The sequence below is a fragment of the Bacillus sp. BHET2 genome (genome assembly GCF_005938125.1).
Lineage (GTDB): Bacteria > Bacillota > Bacilli > Bacillales > Bacillaceae_B > Rossellomorea.
Window position 1 is genome coordinate 1643705 of record NZ_VCQN01000001.1, and the last position, 17945, is coordinate 1661649.

The following is a 17945-nucleotide window of genomic DNA, read 5'->3' on the forward strand; positions in this document are numbered from 1 at the left end:
AGGAGGATATTAGATGTTGCTGGAAGCTATTTATCATAGACCAAAGGATAATTATGCATACGCTTGCACTACAGACGAACTACATATCCGTATACGCACTAAGAAGAGTGATGTGAACACTATCACCCTCCTGCACGGTGACCCCTATCAATGGGCGGATGGTAAATGGAAATATGATCGTAAGGAAATGGTGTTAACAGGAACCGACCGTCTGTTTGATTATTGGTTTGCTCCCATCTCCCCTCCTTTCAAACGACTTCGTTATGGTTTTCTGCTTCGTGACGATACAGACGAAATATTCTACGGTGAGAAGGGATTCAATGAATTCCCCTCTACTGATATAGGTGATTACTTCTGCTTTCCGTTCTTGAATGCCATCGACGTCTTTCAGGCTCCGGCATGGGTGAAGGATACAGTTTGGTACCAAATATTCCCTGATCGATTTGCAAACGGGAATAAGAAAAATGATCCTGAAGGGACACTGGATTGGAATAGCACAGATCCGACTCCGACCAATTTCTTCGGGGGAGATTTGGAAGGCGTCATTCAAAACATTGCCTATCTGAAAGAGCTGGGTGTCTCAGGAATCTATTTCACCCCCATCTTTAAGGCGCATTCCAATCATAAATATGACACAATAGATTACTTCGAAATCGATCCTCAGTTCGGGACCAAAGAGACATTAAAGGATTTGATCCGAATCTGTCATGAGAACGGAATTAAAGTGATGCTGGATGCGGTGTTCAATCATAGTGGATTCTATTATCAGCCGTTTCAGGATGTTCTTGAAAACGGGGAGAAATCCCCATATAAAGACTGGTTCCATATAAATGAATTCCCATTGGATATAGAGAGTAATCCGCCTAACTATGATACGTTTGCATTTGAAGCCTCGATGCCGAAGTTGAATACGGAAAATGAAGAAGTTCGGAATTATCTATTAGAGGTGGGACGCTATTGGGTCGAGGAATTTGATATCGATGGATGGCGTTTGGATGTTGCTAACGAAGTGGACCACCATTTCTGGCGTGAATTTAGAAGAGAAGTAAAAAACAGCAAGCCCGATTTATATATTTTAGGAGAAATATGGCACGATTCCATGCCTTGGTTACAGGGAGACCAATTCGACGCGGTTATGAATTATCCATTCACCACCAATCTCTTGAACCTGTTTGCAAAGCAAACCATTACTGCTTCACAATTCATTGAAAATATGACTTCAGTTGTCCACATGTATCCTAAGAACGTCAATGAAGTGAATTTCAATTTAGTGGGTAGTCACGATACACCACGGGTGCTCACAGAATGCGGGGAAGATATCCGCCGCACCAAACAGATTTATACGTTCATGCTCACCTTTACAGGGACGCCTTGTATATATTACGGAGATGAAATTGGTTTGACAGGTGGACAGGATCCCGGTTGCCGAAAGTGCTTCCCTTGGGAAGAGGATCAGCATAGTGGAGAACTTTTCAACCATATCCAAAAACATATTGCACTTAGAAAACAGCATCCACTCTTGAGTAATGAAGGGAATTTGGCGTTTTTACCGGGAGACACTCATGAACATTGTCTCTCTTTCACCAAATCAAATGGCGATGAAACCATTTTTGTTCTATTGAACTGCAGTGAAGAATCAACGAGCTACTCTCTTCCATTTGAATTGAAAGGAAAGAAAATTACGGACCTTTGGAGCGGAGAGGATTTTGCTGCTGAAGCAGACTCTATCGAAGTGTCACTTGATGGCTACGGATTCGCTATCCTTCAATTTTAGCTCGGGGTCAAGTGGGACTAACCCAAAATGGTTAGTCCCCTTCTCTATTTCACTCGAAAACGACCAGGTGCTTCCCCCTGGCAGCCAAGGAAAGGAGAATAACCATGAGTAAAAACCAAAAGAACCTGACCCTATTCGCCTTAACTTGGCCGATATTCATTGAAATCTTTCTCCACATGTTGATGGGTAATGCCGATACGTTAATGCTGAGTCAATACTCCGACGGCTCCGTTGCCGCAGTTGGCGTTTCAAACCAAATTCTATCTCTTATCATCGTAATGTTCGGATTTGTCGCGACGGGTACAGCCATTCTCGTTGCTCAGCACATAGGCGCGGAAGAACATCGCTTGGCCGGAGAAATTTCCATCGTCTCCATTTCTGTCAATCTCGTATTCGGTCTTCTCTTGAGTATCGGCCTTATCTTTTTCAGTGAACCTATCCTTTTATCCATGGATCTCCCCCATACTCTACTGAAGGAAGCTTCTTCTTACTTAAAAATCGTTGGAGGGTTTGCGTTCATCCAAGCTTTGATCATGACGGCCGGAGCAATAATGAGAAGCTATGGCTATACGAAAGATGCCATGTACATCACAATCGGGATGAATTTCATAAATGTGATCGGAAACTACCTTTTTATCTTCGGACCCTTTGGTGTACCTGTATTGGGCGTGGAAGGTGTCGCTATATCAACCATCTTTTCCAGACTTATCGGGTTCATCGTCAGTATCATCGTCATCAAGAAACGAATCCCGACCGCACTTCCAATCAAAAGATTGTTTCAATTACCCGCCTCTCACGTTAAAAATTTACTGAGGATCGGTGTTCCTTCTGCTGGGGAGCACCTATCGTATAATGGCTCGCAAATGGTCATTACCTACTTCATCGCAAGTATTGGAACCAACGCGTTGACAACGAAAGTTTACGCACAAAATCTAATGATGTTCATATTTTTATTCAGCGTCGCCATCAGTCAGGGCACTCAGATCATCATCGGTCATATGATTGGGGCCAAGGAATTCGATAACGCCTACCAACGATGTTTAAAGAGCTTAAAGATTGCGATCGTGATCTCACTCATGATGGCAGGGGTTTTTTCCCTGTTCGCCGAACCGCTTTTTCGCATCTTTACAAGTAATGAAGAAATCATATCCCTTGGGAAAACACTGATTTACTTGACCATTATCCTTGAACCAGGGCGAAGCTTCAACCTGGTGGTCATTAACGCACTTAGGGCTACCGGAGACGTCCGTTTCCCCGTTTATATGGGGATTTTGTCCATGTGGGGGGTGAGCGTCACCCTCTCCTACGTACTCGGCATCTGGTTCGGCCTCGGACTGGTGGGGATCTGGATTTCCTTCATAGCAGACGAATGGCTAAGGGGAATCCTCATGCTTAAACGATGGCGATCAAAAGTCTGGATCCACAAACGATTCACCGAAAGCGAGAAAAGTGCCGGATAGGGGGGTGTACCTCTACCTTGCTCTTCTGAAGACAATGAACATGAGATGAAGTAAGAAAACTACCCAATAATTAATAATACTCAACTAAAAAAGAGTCAGCTTGAAAATACAGCTGACTCTTTTTTAGTTGAGTAATATATTGGATGGGTGAAATGAAACCGCCTTCATGAATTAATGTTAACTTTTTTTACATTTAAGCGTTTTCATTTTAAATTAACACTTGAACTTTTGTTATTTTCTGAATATGATAAATAATATAACTTATTCATGTAATAAAACCTAACATCAATAAGCGTTAAATCGATGAAAATATAAAAGGAGGAAAAAATGATGAAAAAAGTAGAAGCGATCATCCGGGCAGAAGCCTTTTTATCCTTAAGAGAAGCTTTATGCCTACGTGGATTTAGCGGTCTTACTGTATCAGAAGCTGCAGGCTGCGGGAAACAAAAAGGAAAGCAAGGTATTTTCAGGGGAAACAAATTCGAACTTCAGCTCGTGCCAAGGATAAAAGTGGAAATGATTGTGGACGACGGCCAGGTCGAAGATATCATCGACCTCATTGTGGAGCATTGCAGCACTGAAACCGTTGGAGATGGGAAAATTTTTATTTATCCGGTTGAAGAAGTCATCCGCATCCGTACAGGTGAACGAGGAAAGAAAGCAGTCTTATAGAATACCGTGCATTAATCTAAAATCACTTTCGCCACTTATCAACCACATATTGGAGGGATACAATTGATTAAAAAAATTACTACTCTGTTCGTTCTGTCATTGTTCGTTGGCACCACTGCTTTTGCTGCGGCTCCTACACCAGCATCGGTTCAAGCTTCCGTCGACTCCCTATGGGTCATGATCGCTGCCGTTCTCGTATTCTTTATGCATGCAGGCTTTGCCATGGTTGAAACTGGATTCACACGGGCTAAAAATTCACTGAATATTCTGATGAAAAACTTTTTAACTGTAGCGATTGCATCGGTACTATATTTCATCGCCGGATTTGCATTCATGTTCGGCGGGACATCAGGAGGTCTCATTGGAACAGATAGTTTCTTCCTCTCTGGCCGTGAAGATATCGGTTTCTTCCTCTTCCAGTCCGTATTCGCCGCTACTTGTGCTACCATCATTTCCGGTGCTGTAGCTGAAAGGATGAAACTGAAAAGCTATATCCTGTTAACCATTGCCATGACGGGAATCATTTATCCAATTGTTGGACATTGGGTTTGGGGTGGCGGCTGGCTTTCAAAACTTGGGTTTGTCGATTTCGCCGGATCAACCGTTGTCCATTTAACTGGAGCAGTCGGGGCATTCATCACAGTCCTTTTCCTGGGTGCGCGGGTCGGAAAATACAATAAAGGAAAAGTGAACGTTATCCCTGGTCATAATATACCGATAGGTGCACTCGGCGTTTTCATCCTTTGGTTCGGATGGTTCGGATTTAATGGCGGCAGTAGTCTAGCTGCTGACCCAACTCTTGTTCCCCAAGTCATCACGACAACCTTGTTCTCAGCATCCGCTGCCATTCTTTCATCCGCTTTCTACACGTTAATCCGATTTAAAAGGATTGATCCATCTCTTACATTAAACGGTGCACTTGGTGGACTCGTCGGAATTACAGCAGGATGCGCCAACGTATCCCTCATCGGCTCACTCATTATTGGGCTTATTGCTGGCGTGATTCTTGTAGAAGCCGTTACTTTCATCGATTCGAAACTTAAAGTCGACGATCCTGTAGGTGCCATTGCCGTTCATGGAATTTGTGGAGTCTGGGGTACGGTAGCTGTTGGTCTATTCGATGTCCAAAACGGATTATTATATGGAGGCGGCGCTTCTATGGTGGCCATTCAAGCCGTTGGGGTGTTGGCTGTCATCGCTTGGACTTCCATCACCGTAGGTGGATTCTTATTCATCGTAACTCGGGTTTCCGGCATCCGTGTTTCCCGTGAAGAAGAACTTTCTGGACTTGACTTTACAGAGCATGGATCGAATGCTTATGAATTAAAGGATACCGTGTTAGAATCAAACGTTTCTTCCGCTTCTCCGTTCGGATCTGGATTAGTCGAACGATTAAATTCGATTGGAACAGGTAAAGAGAGTGAAACAATGAATCAGCGAAACACGATCTAATTTGTGAGCCGCTTAAAGCGGCTCTTTTCGATTCATAATGTCTCTTCACATTTTTTAGAACTATGAATTTCATAAAAAAATAAGCTCCTATGGAAGGATCCTGTAAAGCTTCCATAGGAGCTTATTTATGAGATGGTCGAAATGATTCTTTCTTTTAAATCTTTTGATACGTTGTGTTTCTCTGAGAAGACATTGTAATGATTATTCCTCACTTCACCTAGGATCGCACGGTATAATAATGCTGCTCCTTTGACAGGGGTTCTTGAATACACTGGATAAAGGTTCAAAGTACGAAAAGCTTTTTCATAATAGTCTTCAGCTAGACTGGCCATTTCTTCCCAAATAGATCTGAATGCCTCGTTGTTTCGATGTTCCATTAAATCTGTTACGGTATACTCATATTTCACTAATAAATCCTGTGGAATATATAACCTTCCTCTTTCCAAATCTTCGCCAATATCTCTTAATATATTGGTGATCTGCATCGCATACCCTAGGTAGATTCCATCGTCTCTAAGTTGCTCCTCTTTGCCTGGAGCAAGAACAGGTAACAGCATCAACCCCACTGTGCTTGCCACATGATACGAATAGTCGAGGACATCACCCATCTTTACATACACTCTGTCACTCAAGTCCATCCTCTGACCCCTTATCATATCCCTGAATGCTTCAATGTCCATGTTGAAATTCTTAAACACATCATCCAGTGCTATCCACATGGCGTCGTTATGATTAAATCCTTTCAGAAACGATTCAAATTCCATCTCGAACTGTCGCAATTCTTCGGAAGGACTTGTACCTTCATCAACAATATCGTCTACCCTTCGACAAAATGCATACACTGCCCATACCGCCTTCTTCTGATTCTTCGGCAAAAGGGAGAATGCTCTGTAAAAAGTTTTGGAGTGTTGTTTAATGATATTCTCACATTGGTCGTACGCTTCCAAGATCTTGTTCATGTAAGGACACATCCTTCCTTTCTGATTCGGTGTTGCAATGTTCTTTAAAGGCTTCCGCAACAAGCTTTGCCCCCTGCATGACAATCGGCACTCCACCACCAGGATGGATTGATGCTCCTACTGCAAAGATATTCTTTTCTGCAAAAGGTTGTACCTGTGGTCTGAAAGGACCCGACTGATTTAGACTGGGTGCAATACCGAAGCTTCCCCCTGAATATAAACCCTCTTGTTCTGCTTCTTCTGGGGTCCTGATCTTCATCCAAGTGATCCGCTCTTTCAAACGATTGAATCCCCTCTCCTCCATTGTATCTAATACATGATTGGAAAGAAATTCCGAAGCCTCTTTCCAGTCCAATTTCTCGGAAACTGGTACCGGAATAAGTACGTATAAAACACTTTTTCCTTCGGGAGCAAGTGTCGAATCCACCTTGGACGGGTTAAACACATAGAATGAAGGATCTTTAGGGATTCTCTTATTCTTGAAAATATCCTCCATATTCCTTGAGAAATTGTCATTCAAGTAGAATTGATGCATTTCCTTGTTTTCAAACCGACCCGCGACTCCCATATATAAAAGGACACATCCTGATGAAGGCTTGTAAGGTTTCGGAGCCTTTTTCTTTACTAATCGGGACGCTGCAGGAAAGTCCCCATTGATAATGACAGCATCTACCTGCTCTCTATGTTCTCCGATGACAAGATGAGTTGCTCTATCCCCTGTAGTCTCGATTTCGGAGACTCGTGAGGAAGTCTTGACGGTGACACCATTTCGATCACATGCCTGTTTCACATGATGCAGTAAACTTGCATAACCTCCTTTAATATAATAAATACCGTGTTTATGTTCGCTAAAGGATACCAAACTGTAAATGGCTGGGGTCGTGTAAGGATTCCCCCCGATGTATAGGGTTTGCAGACCATATGCTGTCCGGAGTTTTTCATGATTAAAATAATACTTTAAATTCCCCATCACATTTCGATAGGCTTTTAACTTAAACAATGACCCTATCGTTTTCCGGTTGAGATAATCCTTCACCTTTAGAAATGATGACTCGAGGAATTGAGGTTTTCCTAAAGTAAATCGGTCATCCATGTCTTTCATAAATCGAAGGAAGCCCTCTTCATCCCCTGGAAACTGTTCCTTGATTTCCTCATATTGCTTATCCATGTCTGTATATTTCCGATATGATTGACCATCCGCAAAATGAACATGATAGAGGGGATCACATCGAACAAATTCAATTTCACTTGTAGTTATCCCTGCTTCTGAAAGAATGGAGAGAAGCATTTCAGGAAGGAGAACGATTGTAGGACCTTTATCAATCTTATAATCGCCTTCTTGAACAAAGGCGAGACGCCCACCAATGGTTGATTCTTTCTCATAAACAGTGACGTCGTGACCATCCTTCGCTACTAACAGCGCAGATATCAATCCGCCAATTCCAGATCCAACGACCGCCGTTTTCATAATGCCTCCTCCATTACCTGACCCTCAGTGAATGAAAAGGCCGGGTCTTCGTTCATCAGCATATTCGTCGTAATCCGCGCTGATTCCAATATGGTTGGCAACCCGCTTCCTGGATGGGTTCCTCCACCTACCAGCCAGCAATGATCAAGCTCTTCAAATTTATTGTGGGGGCGTAACGCCATCATCTGCGTTAATTGGTGACCCAGATTAAAGGTCGCACCTTCATAAATTTGGAAATCAGATTCCCAGTGATGAGGCGAGATGATCTTTTCAACTTGGATATGTTCCCTAATATTCTTAATACCTGTTTTACTTTCAACAATATCGAGGACAAGATCCCGAAACGTGTGTTCATTCTTTTGCCAATCGATACCACTCACATTATTCGGGACGGGAGCAAGGATATACAGAGTGGAATGTCCAATTGGAGCCAGAGTTTTGTCTGTCACCGAAGCATTTTGGATATAAATAGATGGATCTTCTGGAAGCGTATACGTCTTTGTTATTTCCTCAACATTCCTCTTATAGTCTTCAGCAAAAACAATACTATGGTGAGGAAGGTCATACTGTTTATCGATACCAAGATATATCATAAATGTCGAACAGGAATACTTTTTCTTCTTCAGCTTTTCTTTGCTGTATTTCTTAAGTACACCGTCTTCTACAAGATGACTCATGACATGGGCAAAATCTCCATTAATGATGACTTCATCGGCCGATACCTTCTCACCGTCATCTGTGATGATGCCCTTCACTACATTTTGTTGTTCAATCCACAATTTATTTACTCCCCTGCCTAGGTTGATTGTTCCTCCGTGCTCAGTCACTACCTTTGCCATGGCTTTGGATAGCTGATTCACACCGCCGATCGGGTGGAAGATGCCATATTCATGCTCCATGAAAGACAGGATAGAGAAGGCTCCAGGGCACTCCCATGGGGACATCCCTAAATACTTCGATTGAAAGGTAAAGGCCAATCGCAATTCATGATCAGTAAAATAGTCACTTAAGACACTATAAAGAGATCTTCCCAGTGAAAGCTTAGGAAGTGCTCTCAAAACTTTCCAGCTGATATATTGATAATATCGATCCATTGGACTTTGGAGAATTGGTTTCAGACGCTCCATTTTTTTACGGGTATCGTTCATAAAACGGGTATACCCTTCTGCGTTCCCTGGATAATTGTGCTCAATTTCTTCTTTTAACAGTTTAGGATCTTTAAACATTTTTACTCTTTTATCTTTAAATATGAGTTCATACATCATGGAGAGCTCATGTAAATCGATATAGTCATGAAGATTTCTCCCTGATGCTTCAAATAGTTCTTCTGCAATTTCCGGCATGCTCAGGAAAGTGGGACCAATATCGAACGTATAGCCATCCATCGTGACAGAACCATTACGTCCACCAACGAATAATTGCTTCTCATATACTTCTACGTTGTAGCCTTTCCCTGCAAGAAGCATTGCCGCAGCCAAGCCTCCTGGACCTGCACCAATGACGATAATTTTCTTGGCCATCGTTATAGCCTCCAATGTGTTATTTGTTTGTACATTTATTATACAATACTTATACAACTTTTTTCCACCAGAAAGAAAGTTGTAACTCTTTTTTCATATATCACTAGCTTGTACCCATCATTTAATAAACCCCAGATTTGGGAAATTGGATCAGTTTTTACACCTATTCCTTCCGAGTCTACTGGTATCCAAATAAAAGGCATAGTAAAGGTCTCCCCCTTTTACTATGCCTCCCTTTCAAATCTTTATTACTTCAAATCTATGTTTGTCCCAGTCGCTTCATTCCTTGTATCCATACTGAAGCGACTTCTCAGCAAACAAAAAAAGGCAAGCTTCTCAATTACAAGAAACTCACCTTCTTCAAATCGTTATCTATTCCACAATCTCTATATTATAATCCTTAAACCAAACGTGGATCTGAGCGAGATGGGCGAGTAGCTGAGGCCCGGTCATCAGTTGTCCGTACCAGGGAACTTCAAAGGCAGCCCCTCCTGTTGCAACAATTTCCTTCAGCTTTTCTTCATTGAACAGTTCATAGAGAATACTTGATTTGTCTTCGAGAATTTCGTTCAACCAGTCACTGACCATTTGAGTATACCCTGGGTGATGGGTTTTCGGATACGGACTTTTCTTGCGGTAAAGGACTTCATCAGGCAGGATGCCTTCAAGAGCCTTTCTCAGGATGCCTTTTTCTCTATCTTCATGCATTTTCATCTCCCAAGGGATGTTCCATACATATTCTACTAATCTATGGTCAGCAAATGGAACACGGACCTCTAAGCTTGCTCCCATACTCATACGATCTTTACGATCTAACAATGTGGTCATGAACCACAGTAAATTTAAATAGAATAATTGTCTTCTCTTTGTCTCTACCTCATTCTCCCCTTCTAGTAATGGGGTTTCTGCCACAGTACGGTCATATTGCTTCAGCACATATTCTTCCAGATTTAATTTCTTACTCCACTCTTCCTTTAAGAGACCTTGACGTTCAGCTGTCGAACGCATCCATGGGAAGCCTCTCCGATTAAAGTCTTCAGGGCGGTGAAACCAAGGGTACCCTCCAAAGATCTCATCGGCGCATTCTCCCGACAGTCCTACTGTGAAATCTTCTTTGATTTCTCGGCAGAACCATAATAGGGAGGAATCAACATCGGCCATACCTGGCAGATCCCTTACATGAACCGCCTCGATTAAGTGATCCTTTAGCTCTTGCTGACTGATGACACAACGATGGTGGACCGTATCGAATTCCGATGTCATCTTTTCAATCCAGGGAGCATCAGAGTTCGGCTGGAAATCGTTCGCTTTGAAATATTGGTCGTTTTCTTCATAATCGATGGAATACGTATGGAGATTTCCTTTACCCTCTTCTTTATATTTATTCGCTGCTACCGCGGTAATCGCACTTGAATCAAGACCTCCAGATAAGAAGGTACACAAGGGTACATCTGACACAAGCTGTCTTTCAATGGCATCGGTTAATAAGTAACGCACTTTTGCGACTGTTTCAACAAAGGAATCGGAGTGCTTCTGGCTTTTCACATTCCAGTATCTCCATGTGTCCAATCCACTCTTAGAAAATCGCAACGCGTGTGCTGGCCTTAGCTCCTTAACCCCTTTAAATACACCATTTCCTGGAGTACGCGATGGTCCTAGCCCAAGTACTTCCGCTAACCCTTGGTGATCAACCTGAGGTGCTACGTCAGGATGAGACAACAACGCTTTAATTTCCGAACCGAAAAGAATCCCTTCTTCCTTTTCTACATAAAACAAAGGCTTTACGCCCATCCGGTCCCTTCCTATAAATACATGTTCCTTTTCACTATCCCATACAGCAAAAGCGAAAATGCCGTTCAAATGGTGGACGCATTCCTCCCGCCACTCAACATAAGAGGTTAATAACACCTCCGTATCAGAATGGCCATTAAACGTGTATCCTTTCGAAATAAGTACCTTTCTCAAATCCTCTGTATTATAAAGTTCTCCGTTATAGCAAATGGTGAAAAGGTGGTCATTATGCTTTTTGTTCATAGGCTGCTTTCCACCTGCCGGGTCTACTACAATCAATCGTTTATGACCGAATACAACATGTTGACCGGTCCATACATTCGTTTCATCAGGTCCTCTTTTTGAAAGGGTTTCTGCCATTTTTTCTACAACTTCTTTTTGATTCGACAGATCCCGTTTATAATGGATCCAACCTGTAATTCCGCACATAGTGATCATCCTCACTTTCTAGTAAAACGCTCTGGGCTCACTGACACATAAATTATTCTATGCTCTCGTCAAGAAATGGTTAATTGTCTCAATCAATCTTTACATGAATGAAATATGATAATTATGACAAGAAATGTAGTTAAGGAGGGATATTCACTTGAGCAACATATTTCGATCAAACATTTTAAAATCCCAAAAAAGGTCCTATTCCGAGGGCACCGCTCTTTTTGAAGAGGATACGTGGTTCTTTTTCGAAATCGATGCCGAGGAAGAGTCTGAGCTCGAATTTTACCTCAATCATGAATTAAAAGTATATAGAGATGGGGATTGGCTGTCTGGAGTTCTTTTAGAAGACGGTATTCTTGTCACACCGTATGAGCGAATAAGAATCGAGAATGGCGATCGAATCCAAATAAAGAAGAATATACTGTATTCGTTGGAACATTTATTAGAAGAGATTTCTGATGATGCCTTTCATCAGTTTACAACGGCCTTAAACAATCTTGGCTATTCAATTTATGATAGCATCTTTTGCCACAACCATCTCGTTTTCCTCGGAAATCAAAAAATCAAAGAGGGCGTGAATTTCATCACGTTTGATAACGGTGTAGAGGTGTGTGCTGTACAACATCACTTCACCTACTACAAAAAGAAACGGGATCGCTTTGAATTCACACTGAGTACAGGTAGACGGATCGTCATCGAAAGCTTTAATATATGATGGTGTCAACCAATTAAAAAAGCAAATGCAGATATTAACTGCACTTGCTTTTTTATATTATTCCTGAGTGGTCACCAGGTGTGAATTCTTTAAAAATAAGTTCATACTCTCCAAAGGCATAGGCCTTTCAATAAGAAATCCTTGAGCATAATCACATCCAAGCTGCTTTAGTAACTCCAACTGCTCTCTTGTTTCAACCCCTTCTGCTACTACCTTCATTTCCAACCCCTTGCCCATGGTCGTGATGGCTTGAACGATGGCTACATCCGGGCTATAGTCACTCATGTTCTGTACAAAAGAACGATCGATTTTAAGAATATGAAGGGGTAAATCCTTTAAGTAGCTTAAAGATGAGTATCCAGTTCCGAAATCATCAATCGCAAGTTTCACGCCAAGAGCTGCAAGAGATTGCATGACGCTGATTGTATGAGTTGCACCTTGGAGCATGATGGTTTCTGTTAGCTCGAGGCATAGATTTTCCGGTGGGAGTCCGGAAATGTCTAACGCATCCTTCACATCACACTGGAAGGTTGGGTGCTGAAATTGCTGCGCCGAGACGTTGACAGAAATATAGAAATCTTCTACATGCACATCCAGCCATTTCTTCAATTGAATACACGATTCCACCAGTACCCATTTACCGATTTCATAAATCAGCCCGGTTTTCTCAGCAAGGGGAATAAATTCATTTGGTGAAACCATACCCCACGAAGGATGACACCATCTTAGTAAGGCCTCACAACCTATAAGGGATTGATTCGGAATATTGATGATCGGCTGATAAGCGATATAAAGCTCATTTCTTTCAATGGCTCTGCGAAGTTGTGCTTCCATCTCCACTTTACGGGTAATTTCTTCCTTCATATCCCGGGAGAAATAAACCGTATTATTCCCGCCTTTTGATTTCGCCCAATTAAGTGCAGAATCAGCATTCTTCAATAAATCAGCAGACTCTTCTCCATCCCTGGGATAAATTCCTACCCCAATGCTGACTGTTATATAGAACTCTTTCCCTTGATAGGTGAATGGTGCCTGGATTGTGCTCATAATTGATTGGGTGACGGTTGAAATAGTGGATTCATTTACATTCTTCGTGAGTAGCACCGTAAATTCGTCTCCGCTAAAACGCCCTACATACGCGCCTGTAGGAAGAACTCTCTGGATTCTTTGAGAAAGCTCTTTAATAATCAAATCTCCCGCTGAATGACCAAGAGTATCATTGATCATCTTAAATCGATCCATGTCTAGAAACAATACCGCGAGCTCCCGTTTCTTCTTTCTCGCCCTGGTGATTCTATCGTCTATAATTTCCTTAAACTTCATTTTATTAGGGAGATCGGTTTCACCATCATAGTAAGCAAGCTGTGTGATTTTCTTCTCGAATTGACGCTCTTTCGTTACATTCCGTCCGATTCCAAAGATCCCCACACATTCCCCCTCAACGGTTATGGGGATATTCTTGATTTGAAAGTAGTTCACTTCACCATTTTTATTAGTGATGGGTAAATCATAATATTGTTCCCTTCCATCCATGGCCCGGTAAAAATGTCTCCTGACCCGATGAATATCTTCCTTATTTATAAAATGGAGGGCTGATTTTCCCAGAATTTCTTCTTTCGTAATTCCAAACGTTTTCATGAAAGATGGATTGAGTGACGTAAATCTTCCTTTCAAATCCGTACTGTAAACAATGTCAGTATTGTTATCGAAAAGGGACCTATAATATTCTTCTGAGATCTGGATATTTTGTGTCAGTTCTTGAATATCCTTTTCCGCTGTATTGATTAAATTGGTTAGAGACATCATGGCACTGGCTTCAGGCGATAGGGTGAATTCAATCTTCATCCCTCTGATTGATTCCAGAACCCCTTCTGACAACCCAAGATACGTTAAGGAGTGTGCCATCAGTTTCGGCTTGTTATCCCTTCTCCCAAATTCACCAAAAGAGAAAAAACCACTGACTGGGGAAATCCCGTTTAAATAGGATAGCCCTTGATTCGTCACATCTCGTATATACTTCTTCTTGGCTACACAATTGTAAACAAAATGACTTTCCACCGGGTGGCGCTTTAAATGAGTCAGAAGCTTCGTTGTAGAATGAATCAAATCCTGAATGTTTACAAACCCGAACGACACGCTCTCTCCCTCGGTCACTTCCTGACTACACTCCAGACTGCCATTTGACAATACGTTCATAATATAGACTGCCACTTTGTCTTTTTCAGCATGTCGCAGGAACGGAAATTCAATAGATGATTCGGGGAGTCCTCTCACGAATCTTTTCCCTAAATACTTTTCCAGAATGCGTTGAGGTTTCATACCATTAACTTCATCTATAATACGACCTCTCGCTTTAGTAATGTTGAAGGTTGGTCCAACTTCCTGCCATTCTTCTATGGACTGTGTATGAATCATTAAATCCGTCCCGCTCAGGGCGGCTGATACGAAACCTTCACTTGAAATTTCATGATTTGTGAAGACATAGGTAGGCCTTACATGAGGGAGATCAGAAGCAGTTCCACCGACCACGATAGTTCCATCGCCTTCTTCTGAAACACCTTCTAGAAACTCTTGAACATGAAGATGTAAGTGACTTGCGAAAGTGATGAATGCTTTAGTTTCAGATTGACCTATTTTTTTAAAGAGCTGTTTGCCGAGTGATTTGCTTGATAAGGATTTTTCTTGTAAGAGCGACTTGATGTCCGTCTTATCGAATGCAGTGAATGTAAGGACGATTTCTGATACAATCACCCCTTCTATCACTTGTCCGTTTGAACTGCAACCAATGAGGGTTCCTTGAGGCAACAACCGGGTGATATGACTCTGCAAGGCTTGAATGGTTTCAATTGGGGAGCTTCCAACAAAGGCCTGAATCAAAAGGGAAGGACACTGATCTAATTCGTTCTCGATAATAAATTGACTTAAAGATTGTTCATTTATATGCATATACTGAAAGGACTTAACCATTTTTTCACACCTACTTGAAAGACATCGTTTCTATCAAAATACCACAATTCGACAGATTTGGATATTTATTTATTAGAAAAGAAGAATAGTAACCGTTCTTAGGTCCATATAGATCCTTTGGGTGGAAATAGACATATAAAAAAAGTCGACTCATAAGCGAGCCGACTCTTTTATCGATTATGCAAATGGGTGAAAGCCTAACGGTAAGCGTAATCCTAGATATAGAACAATGATTAATGAAACAATTAATAATATCCAGAATACATTTGTGCTCTTCCCTTTGTTCAGACGGACCAGGATCATTTCAAACATTCCGATCACCCAGATTCCAACCAATCCTTTAATGCCGTATAGAGCAGGATTAAGACCTTGATGTTTCCAGAACAAGAAGGCACCGGTTAAAATAATGAGCAAGTAGAATAATCGTAAAATCATATGTACAATTTTCATGCCTTTGTTCTTTCCTGCATTATGCAAGCCAACGGCTACAAAGAAAAGAATGATGGCAACGACCCAAGTTGTAATATGGGCATGTGTAGTATCAAACATAATAAACCTCCTACAGGTAGATAGTATACGCTCATAATATTACCACAGTCTGTACAACAACAGAAATTTTAACTAGGCCTGTAACTGATTTGTCAAAATTCCAATGGATTCAATTTCGACCTCCACCTTGTCTCCCTTTCTTAGGAAGCGTGGCGGCTTGAAACCCTTCCCGACTCCAGCTGGCGTTCCGGTCGCAATAATATCACCAGGCTCAAGTGTCATCCCACTGGACAATGCCGATATGATCATGGGGATGGTGAAAATCATTGCACTAGTATTGGAAGATTGACGGATTTCTCCATTAACCTTCGTTGTAACCGCAAGATTATGAGGATTTGGGACTTCATCCTTCGTCACGAGGTAAGGTCCAATCGGACATGTTGTGTCCAGGCTTTTCCCGATGAAAAATTGACCATGCTTCTTCTGCAGGTCACGAGCGGTAATATCATTCAGAATCGAATAGCCAAACACATAATCCATGGCTTCCTCAGGTGTAATCTTTCTCCCCTTTTTACCTATGATGACCGCAAGCTCTCCTTCATAATCAAGCTCTTCCGTTAGTTCATGATGATGAAGAACCATTTCTTCATGACCAATGACCGTATTGGTCGCTTTCGTGAAAATCATGATGTGTTCGGGGATATCCTGTTCTCCACCCATTTCAATGGCGTGTTCACGATAATTCTTCCCTACGCACATGATATTTCTCTTCACCTTTGGAATCGGGGAAAGCCATTTCACTTCCTTATATGTATAAGAGTTCATTTCTACGTTCATCTTCCTAAGCACATTTTCTACCTCTTGAAGAAAACCTTCCCCCTTCTCGATTCCTTCAAGTAGGTCTACTGGTAGTTGTTCGACACCCGATAGCTCCAGAACGCGACCATCTTGTTCGACACCATACGTTTGTCTTTTCCCGATTTGGAAACTAACAAATTTCATCCATATTCATCCCTTTGTCGTTTTATTCTTCTCTCTTTTCCCCACTGTGCTTCTACCATAGCTTAATACTCGCCACAGCTTTTCCATTGGACCATATTGAAACTTGGACAACCATATTTCAGAGAGAATGACTTGTATCACGTAGATGCCTAGCGCTAACATTGTTCCTGTCGTTAATGTCACTTCCCCATACATTCCAAATCCGTATGAATAGAAAATCATGGTACCGATGATCGATTGCATTAAATAGTTTGTCAGCGACATCTTTCCAACGGAGGCTATTGGCTTGCTCCAATTCATGATTTTTTCATTCAGCAATAATAAAGAAAGGATTATTGCATAAGATACTGATAAGAACGGACCTCCGAAAAAATCTTGAATATAGGCATAAGCAAAGTTGGACTCAATAAATAATGGCAGTGATTTAATCACGATTCCGGTCGCTAATGTGGAGCCACCTATCACCATCCATGTTGTTTTTTGAGTTCGTACCTTTTCCAGTAGTTGCAGTTTACTTGCACCTGCTCCAATTATCATCATCGGGAGGATCGAGAGGATCAGGAATATGAGATTGTCCGGTGAATTCACCACATACCAATCCTGAAAACGTTGTCCCATGATACTTGCATAGTTCCCTGAAGCATAGGCGGAAACAGAGTTCTGAAGTGCGCCAATGTCGGTGTAATGCGTGACGCCCGTTGGATCGGCAAATGTCATTAACACTAGCAATATACTGAAAAATAACTGAGGCAAAAGAAACAGTATTCCCCCTAACCACAACAGTCTCTTACCCGACATTCTCATGAATATAAGTAAAACCAGCCCAAACAAAGCATAATTAATCAGGATATCCCCTGACCAAATAAGAAACGCATGGATACAACCGATCCCTAAAAGAATAAGAAGTCTCCTGATTCCGAACAGATAGAATGATGATCCTTTCATGTCTGCCCGTTGCTGCTGAATACCCAACCCATATCCAAACATCATCGCGAATAGTGGATAAAAGCTCGCTTGAACCAACACATCGATCCAAGGATATAGGGCAGCATCTTCTGGTGTTTTCCACCAGGTATATGGATCAAAATAAAGAAATGGTGAATGAAAGGAAATCATATTGATGATAAAGATCCCAAGTAATGAAAATCCTCTGATGACATCAAGGCTTAGAATACGTTCTGAATGTTCAATTGGCGACATGCTATTCATTAATCGTTCCTCCGGAAAAATAATCTTGGTTC

The 17945-nt window shown here is 41.7% G+C and carries 13 protein-coding genes; 5 read left to right on the top strand and 8 right to left on the bottom strand.

Annotated elements, in window-relative coordinates:
• Window positions 1-13: 13 nt before the first annotated feature.
• The 4 genes from FGG79_RS08395 to FGG79_RS08410 all read left to right on the top strand — a co-directional run bounded on the left by FGG79_RS08395 (window position 14) and on the right by FGG79_RS08410 (window position 5358).
• Window positions 14-1774 (top strand): alpha-glycosidase, encoded by a 1761-nt coding sequence (locus FGG79_RS08395; protein WP_138777255.1) that lies wholly within the window; start codon window positions 14-16, stop codon window positions 1772-1774.
• A 104-nt stretch (window positions 1775-1878) separates the two neighbouring features.
• Window positions 1879-3234: an MATE family efflux transporter gene (locus tag FGG79_RS08400; RefSeq protein WP_138777256.1), complete on the top strand. Its 1356-nt coding sequence runs from the start codon at window positions 1879-1881 to the stop codon at window positions 3232-3234.
• A 330-nt stretch (window positions 3235-3564) separates the two neighbouring features.
• Complete coding sequence (locus FGG79_RS08405; RefSeq protein WP_138777257.1) at window positions 3565-3906, top strand: P-II family nitrogen regulator; 342 nt, start codon at window positions 3565-3567, stop codon at window positions 3904-3906.
• A 63-nt stretch (window positions 3907-3969) separates the two neighbouring features.
• Entirely contained in the window at window positions 3970-5358 is a 1389-nt protein-coding gene (locus FGG79_RS08410; RefSeq protein ID WP_138777258.1) for an ammonium transporter, read from the top strand.
• A 125-nt stretch (window positions 5359-5483) separates the two neighbouring features.
• Here the strand turns inward: FGG79_RS08410 and FGG79_RS08415 are convergent, their stop codons facing one another.
• The 4 genes from FGG79_RS08415 to asnB all read right to left on the bottom strand — a co-directional run bounded on the left by FGG79_RS08415 (window position 5484) and on the right by asnB (window position 11534).
• Window positions 5484-6317, bottom strand: coding sequence for a phytoene/squalene synthase family protein (locus FGG79_RS08415; RefSeq protein WP_138777259.1), 834 nt, complete (start codon window positions 6315-6317; stop codon window positions 5484-5486).
• Window positions 6283-7785: a phytoene desaturase family protein gene (locus FGG79_RS08420; protein ID WP_138777260.1), complete on the bottom strand. Its 1503-nt coding sequence runs from the start codon at window positions 7783-7785 to the stop codon at window positions 6283-6285. The genes FGG79_RS08415 and FGG79_RS08420 overlap by 35 nt, the downstream gene beginning before the upstream one ends.
• Window positions 7782-9305 (bottom strand): phytoene desaturase family protein, encoded by a 1524-nt coding sequence (locus tag FGG79_RS08425; RefSeq protein ID WP_138777261.1) that lies wholly within the window; start codon window positions 9303-9305, stop codon window positions 7782-7784. Before FGG79_RS08425 ends, FGG79_RS08420 begins: the two co-directional genes overlap by 4 nt.
• A 372-nt stretch (window positions 9306-9677) precedes the next feature.
• A complete protein-coding gene (gene asnB, locus FGG79_RS08430; protein WP_138777262.1) occupies window positions 9678-11534 on the bottom strand; it encodes an asparagine synthase (glutamine-hydrolyzing) in 1857 nt (618 codons plus the stop codon).
• A 148-nt stretch (window positions 11535-11682) separates the two neighbouring features.
• Between asnB and FGG79_RS08435 the strand changes: the two genes are divergently transcribed.
• On the top strand, window positions 11683-12246 hold the full coding sequence (locus FGG79_RS08435; RefSeq protein WP_138777263.1) for a DUF2777 family protein: 564 nt from the start codon (window positions 11683-11685) through the stop codon (window positions 12244-12246).
• 57 nt (window positions 12247-12303) lie between these two features.
• On the opposite strand, the gene FGG79_RS08440 is transcribed toward FGG79_RS08435, so the two are convergent.
• The 4 genes from FGG79_RS08440 to FGG79_RS08455 form a co-directional block, all read right to left on the bottom strand.
• Window positions 12304-15213 carry a bifunctional diguanylate cyclase/phosphodiesterase gene (locus FGG79_RS08440; RefSeq protein ID WP_138777264.1) on the bottom strand — a complete coding sequence of 970 codons (2910 nt, stop codon included), beginning with the start codon at window positions 15211-15213 and terminating at the stop codon, window positions 12304-12306.
• A gap of 177 nt (window positions 15214-15390) precedes the next feature.
• Entirely contained in the window at window positions 15391-15762 is a 372-nt protein-coding gene (locus FGG79_RS08445; protein WP_138777265.1) for a YisL family protein, read from the bottom strand.
• Between the two features lie 72 nt (window positions 15763-15834).
• Window positions 15835-16704, bottom strand: a complete 870-nt coding sequence (locus FGG79_RS08450) for a fumarylacetoacetate hydrolase family protein (RefSeq protein WP_138777266.1) — start codon at window positions 16702-16704, stop codon at window positions 15835-15837.
• 6 nt (window positions 16705-16710) lie between these two features.
• Window positions 16711-17913 carry a DUF418 domain-containing protein gene (locus FGG79_RS08455; RefSeq protein ID WP_138777267.1) on the bottom strand — a complete coding sequence of 401 codons (1203 nt, stop codon included), beginning with the start codon at window positions 17911-17913 and terminating at the stop codon, window positions 16711-16713.
• Window positions 17914-17945 lie beyond the last annotated feature (32 nt).

What these genes read in the sequence shown, in the direction of transcription:
- FGG79_RS08440 (WP_138777264.1), bottom strand. Translation starts at nt 15,213, where the DNA reads ATGGTTAAGTCCTTTCAGTATATGCATATAAATGAACAATCTTTAAGT.
- FGG79_RS08415 (WP_138777259.1), bottom strand. Translation starts at nt 6,317, where the DNA reads ATGAACAAGATCTTGGAAGCGTACGACCAATGTGAGAATATCATTAAA.
- FGG79_RS08395 (WP_138777255.1), top strand. Translation starts at nt 14, where the DNA reads ATGTTGCTGGAAGCTATTTATCATAGACCAAAGGATAATTATGCATAC.
- FGG79_RS08445 (WP_138777265.1), bottom strand. Translation starts at nt 15,762, where the DNA reads ATGTTTGATACTACACATGCCCATATTACAACTTGGGTCGTTGCCATC.
- FGG79_RS08425 (WP_138777261.1), bottom strand. Translation starts at nt 9,305, where the DNA reads ATGGCCAAGAAAATTATCGTCATTGGTGCAGGTCCAGGAGGCTTGGCT.
- asnB (WP_138777262.1), bottom strand. Translation starts at nt 11,534, where the DNA reads ATGATCACTATGTGCGGAATTACAGGTTGGATCCATTATAAACGGGAT.
- FGG79_RS08455 (WP_138777267.1), bottom strand. Translation starts at nt 17,913, where the DNA reads ATGAATAGCATGTCGCCAATTGAACATTCAGAACGTATTCTAAGCCTT.
- FGG79_RS08420 (WP_138777260.1), bottom strand. Translation starts at nt 7,785, where the DNA reads ATGAAAACGGCGGTCGTTGGATCTGGAATTGGCGGATTGATATCTGCG.
- FGG79_RS08450 (WP_138777266.1), bottom strand. Translation starts at nt 16,704, where the DNA reads ATGAAATTTGTTAGTTTCCAAATCGGGAAAAGACAAACGTATGGTGTC.
- FGG79_RS08400 (WP_138777256.1), top strand. Translation starts at nt 1,879, where the DNA reads ATGAGTAAAAACCAAAAGAACCTGACCCTATTCGCCTTAACTTGGCCG.
- FGG79_RS08405 (WP_138777257.1), top strand. Translation starts at nt 3,565, where the DNA reads ATGAAAAAAGTAGAAGCGATCATCCGGGCAGAAGCCTTTTTATCCTTA.